Below are 12217 nucleotides of genomic sequence, written 5' to 3' on the forward strand. Positions count from 1 at the left end.
AAGGGGGGCGTGCGTGATGGCCGTCGAGATCGAACTGCGGCGCGCCCGGGTGCGGTACGGCCCGCTGGAGGCGCTGCACGGGGTCGACCTGGCCGTACCCGCCCGCGCCCTCACCGTCCTGCTCGGCCGCAACGGCTCCGGCCGCACGAGCGTGCTGCGCGCGCTGGCCGGGACAGTGGCGCTGACGGCCGGGCGGGTGGTGTGGCGCGGCGCCGACGTCACCGGGCTGCCCGTGCACCAGCGTGCGCGGCGCGGCCTGTGCCTGGTCCCGGACGTACGAGCCGTGCACGCCGGGCTGACCGTCGCCGAGAACCTCGAACTCGCCGCGCCGGGCGGTGACTTCACGGTCGCGCTCGACGGCTACCCGGCGCTGCGCCCGCTCCTGCCCCGGCGGGCGGGCACCCTGTCGGGCGGCGAGCAGCGGATGCTCGCGGTGTCGCGCGCGCTGGTCGGCGGCGCCCGCCTCGTCCTGCTCGACGAGCCGACCCAGGGCATGGCCCCGGAAGTGGCCGAGCGCACCTACGACCTGCTGGCCGGTCTCGCGCGGGAGCGGGCCGTGGTGGTCGCGGAGCAGCGGCTGCCGCCCGGCCGACCGGCGATCGTGCACCGGCTGCGGCGGGGGAACGTGGTCTTCAGCGGCGAGAGCGCGGAGCTCGAAGGCCTGCCCCCTCAGTGAGCGGTCGCTCCCGGAAGAGCGGCGAGGCCCCGCCCGGTCGGCCGACCGGGCGGGGCTGTGACCGTGCGTCCTAGAGGGCGAGCCGCTCGCCGGGCATGATCAGATCCGGATCGCCGCCGATGACGGCCTTGTTGGCCGCGTACAGCGCCTCCCAGGTCGTGCCGTGCGCCTGGGCGATGGCGGACAGCGTGTCCCCCTCGCGCACGGTGTAGTCGCCGCCGCGCGAGTCCCGGTCGCTCCGGAGGGAGGGCCGCTCGGGCGCCTTCGCCGGTGCGGCCTTCGCCTCGACCCGGCCGGACCCCGCCTGGCCTGTTCCGGCCTTGTGCGTACCGGCGTCGCGGGCCTCGCGCTTGGGCTCCGACTTGTGCGCGGTCTTGGGCTTGGCCTTGTGCGTCGACGGCTTCGGTGCCGACGGCGCCTCCCCGTACGCCCCCGCCCTGGCGGCGCAGACGGGCCACGCGCCCCAGCCCTGCGCCCGCTGGAGCCGGGTGGCGACGGCTATCTGCTGGGCCCGGCTGGCCCGGTCGGCCGTGGACGCGTACGCCCCGCCGCCGTGCGCCCGCCAGGACCCGGCGGAGAACTGGAGCCCGCCGTAATAGCCGTTGCCGGTGTTGATGTGCCAGTTTCCTCCGCTCTCGCACTGCGCGATGCGGTCCCACACCGCACCGTCCGCCGCGCCCGCCGGGCCGGCGGAGACGGCGAGCAGCGCCAGCGGCGCCGCGACCACGGCGGCGCCGATCGCCGCCAGCGTGCCGCGCCCGCGCTTGGAGCTGGAACGACTGGTACAACCAGACATGAAGTCCCTCTTCCGAAGGACCCGGTACTCCCAGACGGCACGGCCCGTCGACGCGTCCGGCGTCCCGTTCCGTGCCGCCCCGCCCGCCGGGGTCGTGCGTTTGCCTGTGGTGCGGTCGTACGAGTCGTAGCTGTCGTACGGCCGTACGGGGCGGGCTGCCCGGGCGGTGCTAGGTGCACACGGCGTTGGAATCTAGGGAGCGGATCGGCCTGGTATCAACCAATGCCTTGTCATTCCAGGCCAGTTGACTGTTACCTTTGGTAACGGCAATTTCAGGACACCCATTTGTTTGATGGATATCAGGATTTGTCGACCTGCCACTCACCCGATCTGTGACCCACCTCACCGGGTCAACTTCCGTGCCGCCGCCACCTGTTGACATGGAGTGAGGGATTCCGGAGGCGTACTCACCCTCCGCGTCCGGTGGTTCGATTCCGTTCGTCCTGGGGCGTGACCCCTGCCACAGATCCACCGTTGTCCTTTCAGGAGCCGGGAACCACCCGGCGCACGCATCCAGTAGGAGCCACCCGTGCCGCGCATGCTCGACGTCAGCGAGGACGTCCGCGCCGAGATCGGCGACGAAGAAGCCGACCGGCTGCTCGCCGGCGAGAACGCCCCGGGCAGCTACGACTGCACCTCCTGCCGCACTCCGGGCGACTCCGAGCACGAGGCCACCAGCACCGTGCTCTTCGTCGGCGAGGAGACCGCGGTCCTCGCCTTCGCCCACGCCTCCTGCATCCCCTCCCAGGTCGTCCAGGTCTCCGAGGAACAGCTCCAGGGGGCCGTCCGTTCCATCACCGGCGACGAGTTCGGGGGCGCCGCGCCCCAGCAGGCCGTCCTGGGGATCACCAGCGGCCTCATCCTGATCGAGGGCGCGCTGCACCCGGCGCTCGTCGTGGAGCCGACCGCCCCGATCGCCCGCCCCGGCTCGGGCGGCACCACGGACGAGTTCCTGCCGCTCCTGATCGAGCAGGGCTTCGTCCCGGTCACCGACGTCGGCCGGATGCCCTCGGTGCTCTCCGGCTGGTCGGTGCTGCTCGCCATGGGCCAGCTGCACGCGATCCTCCAGCCCGGCACCGGCGGCAGCGGCAGCCCGGTCTCCTGGTGGCAGGCGCACCAGCCGCTCCAGGTGACCGAGGGCTGGCGCGCGGCGGCCAACCGCACCCAGCGCGTCCTGGTCTTCGCGGCCCCGGTCGGCTCCATCGGCCAGCAGCCCCGCGAGGACCTGCTGCGCGACGCCCTGGAGAAGGCGGCGTCGGACGGCACGCTGGTGTCGGCCGCGATGCCGCTGGCGGGCACCTGACCTGACGGCCCCCGCGGCCGGTCAGGGCCCCGCCGAGCCGACGGCCCGGCGGGCCTCCGGTCAGCCAGGCAGCCCCGGCCCCGCAGCCCGGACCCCGTTTTCGTCTGCGGCCCGGTGGGGGCTGGTCGCGCAGTTCCCCGCGCCCCTTTTCGGCCCGGCCTTCGTCTGCAGGCCGTCCCCAACTGGTCGCGCAGTTCCCCGCGCCCCTAAAAGCGCCCCTCCGGGCCGCCCAGGGGATTGCCGCGCAGCGGCATCTAAGGGGCGCGGGGAACTGCGCGAGCAACCCACCACGATCCGCAGACGAACGAGGGTTTAGGGGCGTAGCCCCAGCCCCCCGGCCGAGCGGCCGCCCGGCTGGCTCACACCCCCCCGGAAGACCCGCCCTCGCGTCCGGCCTCGCGTGAGCGCCCCGCGTACGCCCCGATCACCTCGTGCATCCGGTGACCCGTGATATCTGCCGCCAGCCCGCATCCGAGAGCCCTCGGGGTCGTTGGCACATACGTGCACGCATACGAGCCCTCCCGCCAGCCGTACCAGTCGCAGATCCCCTCCATGCGACCCGCGCAGGACCTCTCGGGCGGCCACTCGGCCACGCCGATCTACGACGCGCTGTACTCGGAGTACCGCCGGTCCTTCCGGGCCCTGCCGGGCGACCGGAGCAACGAGGACGACCTCGGCTTCCGGGGCTTCGCGGCCCTGGGGCACGCCGGATCCCTCGGCTTCCGCGGCGCCCACCAGCACCACTCCCAGCCGGCACACGCGCAGGCGCCGCACCCGCAGACCGTGCCGAGCTTCCAGCCGTACCCCGCGCACAGCGGTGCGCCCTGGCAGCTCAGCGGGACGGCCGGCGGCACCGGGCACACGACAGGGCGGCAGCACACCGGGCTCCAGCAGATCCCGGCAGCACTGCCGCCCGCCCCCCGCAGGGGCCTGTGAGGCCGTAGGGCCCCGACCCCCGAGGGGTTACCTCACAAGGGGTTACTTCTTCTTGCTGCGCTTCTCGCGCACCCGCACCGAGATGTGGATCGGGGTGCCCTCGAAGCCGAACTCCTCGCGCAGCCGGCGCTCGACGAAGCGCCGGTAGCCGTGCTCCAGGAAGCCCGAGGCGAACAGCACGAACCGCGGCGGCTTGGTGCCCGCCTGCGTACCGAACAGGATGCGCGGCTGCTTGCCGCCGCGGATCGGGTGCGGGTGGGCGGCGACGATCTCACCGAGGAAGGCGTTGAGCCGACCGGTCGGGACGCGCGTCTCCCAGCCCGCCAGCGCGTTCTCGATGGCCGGGACCAGCTTCTCCATGTGGCGGCCGGTCAGCGCCGAGACGTTGACGCGCGGGGCCCAGGCCACCTGCTGCATCTCGGTCTCGATCTCGCGCTCCAGGTAGTAGCGGCGCTCCTCGTCGAGGTCGTCCCACTTGTTGTACGCGATGACGATGGCACGGCCCGACTCGACGGCCATGGTGATGATGCGCTGGTCCTGGACGCTGATGTTCTCGGTCGCGTCGATCAGGATCACCGCCACCTCGGCCTTCTCCACGGCGGCGGCCGTGCGCAGCGAGGCGTAGTAGTCGGCGCCCTGCTGGAGGTGGACCCGCTTGCGGATGCCCGCGGTGTCGATGAACTTCCAGGTCACACCGCCGAGCTCGATCAGCTCGTCGACCGGGTCGCGGGTGGTGCCGGCCAGCTCGTTGACGACGACGCGGTCCTCCTTCGCCACCTTGTTCAGGAGCGAGGACTTGCCGACGTTCGGGCGGCCGATGAGCGCGATACGGCGGGGGCCGCCGGGGGCCGCGCCGCCGAAGGTCTGCGCGGGCGCCTCGGGCAGCGCCTCCAGAACGGCGTCCAGCATGTCGCCGGTGCCGCGGCCGTGCAGCGAGGAGACGGGGTGCGGCATACCGAGGCCGAGGGACCACAGCGCGGCGGCGTCCGCCTCGCCCGACTGGCCGTCCACCTTGTTGGCGCACAGCACGACGGGCTTGCCGGCCCGGCGCAGCAGCTTGACGACGGCCTCGTCGGTGTCGGTGGCGCCGACCTTGGCGTCCACGACGAAGACACAGGCGTCGGCGGCCTCGATCGCGTACTCCGCCTGGGCGGCGACGGACGCGTCGATGCCGAGCACGTCCTGCTCCCAGCCGCCGGTGTCGACGACCTTGAACCGACGGCCGGCCCACTCCGCCTCGTAGGTGACGCGGTCGCGGGTGACGCCCGGCTTGTCCTCGACGACCGCCTCGCGGCGGCCGATGATGCGGTTCACCAGGGTCGACTTGCCGACGTTCGGGCGGCCGACGACGGCGAGGACGGGCAGCGGGCCGTGGCCCGCCTCCTCGATCGCGCCCTCGACGTCCTCGATGTCGAAGCCCTCTTCCGCGGCGAGCTCCATGAACTCCGCGTACTCGGCGTCGCCAAGCGCTCCGTGGTCGTGCTGGTCGTTCATGAAGTCCGTTCCTCGTTCTACGTCATCGATGGACCGGGCGTCCGGTCCACTACTCAAGTCTCAAGTCTCGCTCAGCGCCCGGTGAGGCGCCTGGCGTTTTCCAGGTGGCCGGTGAGCCGCTCCTGGATCCGTACGGTCGCCTCGTCCAGCGCCGTACGGGTCCGCCTGCCGCTGCCGTCCCCGGCCTGGAAGGCGTCGCCGAAGACGACGTCGACCCGGCTGCGCAGGGGCGGCAGCGCCTTTATCAACCGTCCCCTGCGCTCGGTGCTTCCCAGCACCGCCACGGGGACGATCGGCGCCCCCGACCGCAGGGCGAAGTAGGCGAGCCCGGCGCGCAGCGACGCGAAGTCGCCGTCGCCCCGGGTGCCCTCGGGGAAGATCCCCAGCACACCGCCGTCGTCCAGCACCCCGATCGCCTGGTCGATCGCGGTCCGGTCGACGGTCGACCGGTCCACCTTCACCTGGCCGATCCCGCGCAGGAACGGGTCGAGCGGCCCGATGAAGGCCTCCTTCTTGATGAGGAAGTGCACCGGCCTCGGCGCGGTCCCCATCAGCATCGGCCCGTCGATGTTGTGCGCGTGGTTGACGGCCAGGATGGCCGGGCCGCTGGCCGGTACCCGCCAGGCCCCGAGCACTCTGGGCTTCCACAGCCCGTACATCAGCCCGACGCCGATCCGGCGCCCGACCTCGGCGCCGCGCTCCGTGACAGGCAGATGCGGCGCGAAGCGCCTCGATGAGGGGCGGTGGCCGGGTGACGGGAGGGCTGTCACTTGGCGGCCCGCTTCTCCTCGATGAGCGTGACCACGCACTCGATGACCTGGTCGAGGGTGAGCTCGGTGGTGTCCACCTCGACGGCGTCGTCCGCCTTGGCCAGCGGGGACGTCTTGCGGCCGGAGTCGGCCGCGTCCCGCTTCAGCAGGGCCTCCCGCGTGGTGGCGACGTCCACGCCCTTGAGCTCGCCGCTGCGGCGCGCGGCCCGCGCCTCCGGGGAGGCGGTGAGGAACACCTTCAGGTCGGCATCGGGCAGCACGGTCGTGCCGATGTCCCGGCCCTCGACCACGATCCCGGCCGGGGCGGCGGCCGCCGTGTCGCGCTGGAGCTGGGTGATGAGCGCCCGCACCTCCGGGACGGCGCTGACCGCGCTGACCTTGGCGGTGACCTCCTGCGTACGGATCGGTCCGGACGCGTCGAGGCCGTCCACCGTGATGGTCGGCGCACTCGGGTCGGTGCCCGAGACGATGACCGGCTTGGCGGCCGCGGTGGCGATCGCCGCCGGGTCGTCGATGTCGATCTCGTTGGTGATCATCCACCAGGTGATCGCCCGGTACTGGGCGCCGGTGTCCAGATAGCTCAGCCCCAGCTTGGCGGCGACCGCCTTGGAGGTGCTGGACTTGCCGGTGCCGGAAGGACCGTCGATGGCGACGATCACAGCTGCCGGGGCGGTCCGGGCGGCGCTTTCCACGGTGACGGACACCTTCCTGGTACGGGGACGGGGTGGGCGGGCAGGCATCCGCCCCCGTACAAGGTTACTGGCTCATACGTGCGCCCAGATCCCCGCCCGGCGCCGCCGGGCCCGGGCTCACTGCCGGATCGCCCAGCCGCGCTCGCGCAGGGACGCGGTCAGGCCCGGGGCCGCGGCCGGCTCGACCATCAGCTGGACCAGACCCGCCTGCTGGCCGGTCGCGTGCTCGATGCGCACGTCCTCGACGTTGACCCCGGCGCGGCCCGCGTCCGCGAAGATCCGGGCCAGCTCGCCGGGCTGGTCGCTGATGAGCACCGCGACGACCTCGTACGCCGTGGGGGCGGCGCCGTGCTTGCCGGGGACGCGCTCGCGGCCCGCGTTGCCGCGCCGCAGCACGTCCTCGACGCCGGCCGCGCCGCCGCGCCGCTTCTGCTCGTCCGAGGACTCCAGGGAGCGCAGCGCCCGTACGGTCTCGTCCAGGTCGGAGGCGACCGCGGCCAGCACGTCCGCGACCGGGCCGGGGTTGGCGGAGAGGATCTCGATCCACATCCGGGGGTCGGAGGCGGCGATCCGGGTGACGTCCCGGATGCCCTGCCCGCACAGCCGTACCGCCGTCTCGTCGGCCTCTTCGAGCCGGGCGGCGACCATGGACGACACCAGCTGCGGGGTGTGCGAGACGAGGGCCACCGCGCGGTCGTGGGCGTCCGCGTCCATCACCACGGGCACCGCGCGGCAGAGCGCGACCAGCTCCAGGGCGAGGTTGAGCACCTCGGTGTCGGTGTCCCGGGTCGGGGTGAGCACCCAGGGGCGGCCCTCGAAGAGGTCGGCGGTGGCGGCGAGCGGGCCCGAGCGCTCCTTGCCGGACATCGGGTGCGTGCCGATGTACGCGGTGAGGTCGCAGCCCAGCGCCTCCAGCTCGCGGCGCGGACCGCCCTTGACGCTGGCCACGTCGATGTAGGCGCGGGCCGCGTCCGAGCGGATCGCGTCGGCCAGGGTGGCGGCGACATGGGCGGGCGGCACGGCGACGATCACCAGGTCCACCCGGCCCTCGGGCGCCTCGTCGGTCCCGGCGCCGAGCGCGGCCGCGGTGCGGGCCTGGCCCGGGTCGTGGTCCACGAGGTGGACGGCGACGCCGCGGGCGGCGAGGGCCAGCGCGGCGGACGTACCGATCAGGCCGGTACCGATGACGAGTGCGGTCCTCACGGGGTGATCCTTGCGAAGTGCGGCGGCTGCGCCGGGGCGGACGTACGGGCTTGCCCGTTCAGCCTAGTCAGCCCGGTGCGCGCACGGGCACGGAGCTACCGGTAGAACGGAGGAATGATCTTCCATGTGGTGCCAGGACCGGAGTGGACGGCGGCCGGCTCCGGCCCGTACGCCCCGGCGTCGCTCGCCTCCGAGGGCTTCGTCCACTGCTCGGCCGACCGCGCGTCCGCCCTGGCGGTCGCGAACGTCCACTACGCCGACGCTCCGGCCCCGCTCCTGCTGCTGGGCATCGACGAGGCCGGGCTGTCTGCCGAGGTCCGCCGGGAGGGGAAGGGGCAGGCGTTCCCGCACGTCTACGGGCCGATCGAGCGGGAGGCCGTGGTGGAGGTGGCGGAGCTGCGCCGGGAGGACGGGGGGTGGGTTGGGCCATAAGGCGTACGGCACGCGCGCGTCACGGGATTCGCCGCGGGGGTGCACCAGGATGCTGCCCATGACGACTCCCACCTCCCGCCGCGCGGTCCTCGCGGTCGCCGCGGGCACGGCCGCGCTGGCGGGCTGCGGCAGCAGCGACGACAAGAAGAGCAGCGGTACGAGCGGCACGCCTGGCCCCGGCGAGACCTCTCCCCCGGTCGCGTTCGCCCCGAACACCCCGACGAAGTCCGCCGCGCCGACGAAGTCCTCCGCGCCCGCGCCGGGCGACGTGCTGGCGAAGACGTCGGACATCCCGGTAGGCGGCGGCAAGGTCTTCGCGGCCAAGAAGGTCGTGGTCACCCAGCCCGAGAAGGGCACCTTCAAGGCGTTCTCGGCGATCTGCACCCACCAGGGCTGCACGGTCAAGGACGTCGCCGACGGGACGATCAACTGCCCCTGCCACGGCAGCAAGTACCGCGTGGCCGACGCCTCGGTCGCGGCGGGCCCGGCGCCCCGCCCGCTCCCGGCCGAGCGGATCACGGTCGAAAACGGCTCGATCCACCTGGCCTGACCAGCGACAATCGGCGGATGACGCCCGAGCAGCTCATCCGCGACCACACCGTCTACTCCTGTGTGATGGGCTCGCGCGCCTTCGGGCTCGCCACCGACGCCAGCGACACGGACCGCCGGGGCGTCTACGTGGCCCCGACGGCCCTCTTCTGGCGCTTCGAGAAGCCGCCGACGCACATCGAGGGCCCGGCCGAGGAGCAGTTCGGCTGGGAGCTGGAACGCTTCTGCGAACTGGCCCTGCGCGCCAACCCCAACATCCTGGAGTGCCTGCACTCCCCGCTCGTGGAGCGGGTGGACGACACCGGCCGGGAGCTCCTGGCCCTGCGCGACGCGTTCCTCTCCCGCCGCGCCCACGCCACCTTCACCGGTTACGCGCTGAGCCAGCGCAAGAAGCTGGAGGCGGACGTACGCCGGCACGGCGCCCCGCGCTGGAAGCACGCGATGCACCTGGTGCGCCTGATGACGAGCTGCCGCGATCTCGTACGCACCGGCGCCCTCACCATCGAGGTGGGATCCGCCCGCGAACGCCTCCTGGCGGTCAAGCGCGGCGAGGTCCCCTGGCCGGAGGTGGAGTCCTGGATGACCCGGCTTGCGGAGGAGTCCGCGGAAGCCCTCACCGGCAGCCCGCTCCCCGAGGAGCCGGACCACGCCCGCGTGGCGGACTTCCTGTTCCGGGTCCGCCGCGCCTCAGCGCTCCCCGCGCACCCGTAGGGGATCACGCATCCCAGAGCGCCCCGAGCGTCAGCAGTTCGCTGCGGTACTCGATGCGCTCCGCCCATTCCTTCGGCCAGGCCGCGACCCCGAGGTGGGCGCCCGCGAATGCGCCGGTGAGGCAGGCGATGGAGTCGGAGTCGCCCTTGGTGCAGGCTGCCCGGCGCAGGGCCGTCAGGGGCTCGTCCGGGAACAGCAGGAAGCAGACCAGGGCCGTGGCCAGGGCCTCCTCGGCAACCCAGCCGTCGCCCGTCTCCAGGCACGGGTCGGTCTCCGGGGACGGGCTGTGCAGGGCCTTGAGGACGCGGTCCAGGGCGTCCAGGCACTCGTCCCAGCCGCGCGCCATGAAGGCGGCGGGCGTCTCGTCGTGGGCGTAGGTCCACAGGTCGCCCAGCCAGCGGTCGTGGTAGCGGGTGCGGTTCTCGTACGCGTACGAGCGCAGCTGGCCGACCAGACCCACCGGGTCCGCGCCCTGGGCCAGCAGGAAGACCGCGCGGGCCGTCAGGTCGCTGGCCGTCAGGGCCGTGGGGTGGCCGTGGGTGAGGGCCGACTGGAGCTGGGCCGCGCCCGCCCGCTGCTCCTCGCTCAGACCGGGCGCGAGGCCCACCGGAGCCACCCGCATGTTGGCGCCGCAGCCCTTGGAGCCGAGCTGGCTCGCCTGCTGCCAGCGCAGGTCTGTGTCCAGCAGGCCGCAGGCGACCATGCAGGTGCGGCCGGGGGCGCGGTTGTTCTCGGGTGAGTGGTACCAGCGCACGAACCCCTCGCGGACCGGCCCCTCCAGGCGGCGCGGGCCGAGCAGGCCCCGGTCCATGGCGGCCCGTATGCCGTGGCCGACCGCCAGGGTCATCTGGGTGTCGTCGGTGACGATCGCGGGCGTCGGCAGCCGCATCTCGCGCCAGGGCCCGCACTTGGCCAGGATCGCGGGCACGCCGATGAACTCGGTCGGGAAGCCCAGCGCGTCCCCGAGCGCGAGTCCGATCAGCGAGCCGGTCGCCGCCTGCTTCGCCCGGCTGTTCACTCGTGTGGTCATGAGGGTCGTCCTTCCGGCCGCAGGAGCGGGGGGTGCAGCGCGGTCGCCACGCCCGCCCGGTACAGCGCGGCCGGCTTGCCCCGGCCGCCGGTCAGACGCGCGGCGCCCGCCACCGGCTCGACGAAGCCGGGCGTGGCGAGCACCTTGCGTCGGAAGTTGGGGCGGTCCAGCGCGGTCCCCCAGACCGTCTCGTAGACCTGCTGGAGCTCGCCGAGGGTGAACTCGGGCGGGCAGAACGCCGTGGCCAGACAGGTGTATTCGAGCTTGGCGCCGATCCGGTCGCGGGCGTCGGCCACGATCCGCTCGTGGTCGAAGGCGAGGCTCCCGTACGCGCCGAACGGCACCCACTGCGCGTGCGCCGCGTCGCCGCCGCCGTGCGGCTCCGGCAGATCCGGTACGAGCGCGGTGTACGCGACCGAGACCACCCGCATCCGGGGGTCGCGGTCGGGGTCGCTGTAGGTGCGCAGCTGCTCCAGGTGCAGGCCCGCGACCACGTCGTCCGCCAGTCCCGTCTCCTCGGCCAGCTCGCGCCGCGCCGCCTGCCCCGCGCTCTCCCGGGGCAGCACGAACCCGCCCGGCAGCGCCCACTCGCCCTTGTACGGCTCCTCGCCGCGCCGGATCAGCAGGACGTGCAGAGTGCCGTCGCGGACCGTGCAGACCGCGAGGTCGACGGTGACCGCGAACGGCTCGAAGGCGTACGGGTCGTAGCCCTCCGGCCGCCGGGCCGGGCTCGCGCTCACCAGCGCCCCGCGCCCAGACCGTCCAGGCCCCAGCTCTCGCCCAGGAACGTGTCGACCGCGTCGACGGCGGCGCCCAGCCGCGCGGCGGGCCCCGCGCCCCGCAGGACGACCTTGCGGCCGTGGCCGGGCAACCCGCCGTCCTGCGGGCCCGCGAGCAGCCACAGGTGCCGCTCGGCGCGGGCGGTCCCCGCGGCGCAGAACAGCACCGGCGCCCCCGTGCGCGCCGCCTGCTCCTCCCGCGCCGCATCGCACCGGGGCACCCACCGGGTGCCCGCCCAGACCCCGCCGCGCCGCTGGTAGCGCTCGGCCAGCGAGCGGGCCAGGGTCGTGGCGGCCGGGTCGGCGCCGAGCACCGCGACCCGGCGGGTGAGCCAGGCCCGTACGGGCTGCTCCAGGAAGTCCCAGCACCCGACCGGGTCCTTGCGGACGGCGGCCGCGGAGACCGGGAAGAGGGTGCGCTCGGGGTCGACGCAGACGTGCTCGGCGCCGAAGGGCCGGGCGAGCCGGTCCCCGTGCCGCTCGGACGTGAAGACCGCGTCCACCCGCCCGGTGGCGCGCGCCGAGCGGACCGACCGGACGACGCGGACGCGCGGATGGACCTCGGCCATCCAGCGCGCCCGCGTCCGGGCCGCCACGAGTTCCCCGGCCGCCGTGCACACCAGCACGGTCAGCGCCTCGCAGCGGTCCTCGGCGGTCCGTACGAGGTGGTGGTGGCCGGCGTGCGGCGGGCAGAACGTACCGATCACCAGACCGTGTCCGTACCGCTTCATCGCCCTCGCCCCCTCCCCGTCGCACCGTCGCTTTTTAATAGTCATGATGACTATAAAGGCGCGGAGGGGGCGCGCACAACGGGGGCGTACGGCATATACGCCGGACACGCGCGCA

The 12217-nt window shown here is 73.8% G+C and carries 14 protein-coding genes; 6 read left to right on the forward strand and 8 right to left on the reverse strand.

Features of this window, described 5'->3' with window-relative positions; all coding sequences use genetic code 11:
- Nucleotides 1–16: 16 nt before the first annotated feature.
- A complete protein-coding gene (locus tag BX283_RS12070; protein WP_101387620.1) occupies nucleotides 17–676 on the forward strand; it encodes an ABC transporter ATP-binding protein in 660 nt (219 codons plus the stop codon).
- Between the two features lie 70 nt (nucleotides 677–746).
- Here the strand turns inward: BX283_RS12070 and BX283_RS12075 are convergent, their stop codons facing one another.
- A complete protein-coding gene (locus BX283_RS12075) occupies nucleotides 747–1472 on the reverse strand; it encodes a transglycosylase family protein (protein WP_101387621.1) in 726 nt (241 codons plus the stop codon).
- 529 nt (nucleotides 1473–2001) lie between these two features.
- Between BX283_RS12075 and BX283_RS12080 the strand changes: the two genes are divergently transcribed.
- Both BX283_RS12080 and BX283_RS12085 read left to right on the forward strand, forming a co-directional pair.
- Entirely contained in the window at nucleotides 2002–2775 is a 774-nt protein-coding gene (locus BX283_RS12080) for a hypothetical protein (RefSeq protein ID WP_101387622.1), read from the forward strand.
- Nucleotides 2776–3327: 552 nt separating this feature from the next.
- The gene (locus BX283_RS12085) at nucleotides 3328–3711 is read left to right on the forward strand and encodes a hypothetical protein (RefSeq protein ID WP_306822799.1); all 384 of its coding nucleotides are present in this window, start codon (nucleotides 3328–3330) and stop codon (nucleotides 3709–3711) included.
- A gap of 42 nt (nucleotides 3712–3753) precedes the next feature.
- Here the strand turns inward: BX283_RS12085 and der are convergent, their stop codons facing one another.
- The 4 genes from der to BX283_RS12105 all read right to left on the reverse strand — a co-directional run bounded on the left by der (nucleotide 3754) and on the right by BX283_RS12105 (nucleotide 7870).
- Entirely contained in the window at nucleotides 3754–5205 is a 1452-nt protein-coding gene (gene der, locus BX283_RS12090) for a ribosome biogenesis GTPase Der (protein ID WP_101387624.1), read from the reverse strand.
- Between the two features lie 71 nt (nucleotides 5206–5276).
- Nucleotides 5277–6014: a lysophospholipid acyltransferase family protein gene (locus tag BX283_RS12095; RefSeq protein ID WP_373979163.1), complete on the reverse strand. Its 738-nt coding sequence runs from the start codon at nucleotides 6012–6014 to the stop codon at nucleotides 5277–5279.
- On the reverse strand, nucleotides 5972–6679 hold the full coding sequence (cmk, locus tag BX283_RS12100) for a (d)CMP kinase (protein WP_101387625.1): 708 nt from the start codon (nucleotides 6677–6679) through the stop codon (nucleotides 5972–5974). The genes BX283_RS12095 and cmk overlap by 43 nt, the downstream gene beginning before the upstream one ends.
- 105 nt (nucleotides 6680–6784) lie before the next feature.
- Nucleotides 6785–7870, reverse strand: coding sequence for a prephenate dehydrogenase (locus tag BX283_RS12105; RefSeq protein WP_101387626.1), 1086 nt, complete (start codon nucleotides 7868–7870; stop codon nucleotides 6785–6787).
- Nucleotides 7871–7984: 114 nt separating this feature from the next.
- Here BX283_RS12105 and BX283_RS12110 point away from each other — a divergent pair, with 114 nt between their 5' ends.
- From BX283_RS12110 to BX283_RS12120, 3 genes are read left to right on the forward strand one after another with little or no spacing between them, the layout of a single operon-like run.
- The gene (locus BX283_RS12110) at nucleotides 7985–8302 is read left to right on the forward strand and encodes a DUF952 domain-containing protein (protein WP_101387627.1); all 318 of its coding nucleotides are present in this window, start codon (nucleotides 7985–7987) and stop codon (nucleotides 8300–8302) included.
- A 58-nt stretch (nucleotides 8303–8360) separates the two neighbouring features.
- Nucleotides 8361–8852 (forward strand): Rieske (2Fe-2S) protein, encoded by a 492-nt coding sequence (locus BX283_RS12115; RefSeq protein WP_101387628.1) that lies wholly within the window; start codon nucleotides 8361–8363, stop codon nucleotides 8850–8852.
- 17 nt (nucleotides 8853–8869) lie between these two features.
- Nucleotides 8870–9562: a DNA polymerase beta superfamily protein gene (locus BX283_RS12120; RefSeq protein WP_101387629.1), complete on the forward strand. Its 693-nt coding sequence runs from the start codon at nucleotides 8870–8872 to the stop codon at nucleotides 9560–9562.
- 4 nt (nucleotides 9563–9566) lie between these two features.
- Here the strand turns inward: BX283_RS12120 and BX283_RS12125 are convergent, their stop codons facing one another.
- Genes BX283_RS12125 through BX283_RS12135 form a run of 3 tightly spaced genes read right to left on the reverse strand, consistent with a single transcriptional unit; the run spans nucleotide 9567 to nucleotide 12102 of the window.
- Nucleotides 9567–10592, reverse strand: a complete 1026-nt coding sequence (locus BX283_RS12125) for an ADP-ribosylglycohydrolase family protein (protein ID WP_101387630.1) — start codon at nucleotides 10590–10592, stop codon at nucleotides 9567–9569.
- Nucleotides 10589–11332 (reverse strand): NUDIX domain-containing protein, encoded by a 744-nt coding sequence (locus tag BX283_RS12130; protein ID WP_101387631.1) that lies wholly within the window; start codon nucleotides 11330–11332, stop codon nucleotides 10589–10591. Before BX283_RS12130 ends, BX283_RS12125 begins: the two co-directional genes overlap by 4 nt.
- The gene (locus tag BX283_RS12135; protein WP_101387632.1) at nucleotides 11329–12102 is read right to left on the reverse strand and encodes an adenylyltransferase/cytidyltransferase family protein; all 774 of its coding nucleotides are present in this window, start codon (nucleotides 12100–12102) and stop codon (nucleotides 11329–11331) included. The genes BX283_RS12130 and BX283_RS12135 overlap by 4 nt, the downstream gene beginning before the upstream one ends.
- Between the last annotated feature and the right edge of the window lie 115 nt (nucleotides 12103–12217).

The sequence above is a fragment of the Streptomyces sp. TLI_146 genome, from assembly GCF_002846415.1.
In the GTDB taxonomy this organism is placed as follows: domain Bacteria; phylum Actinomycetota; class Actinomycetes; order Streptomycetales; family Streptomycetaceae; genus Streptomyces.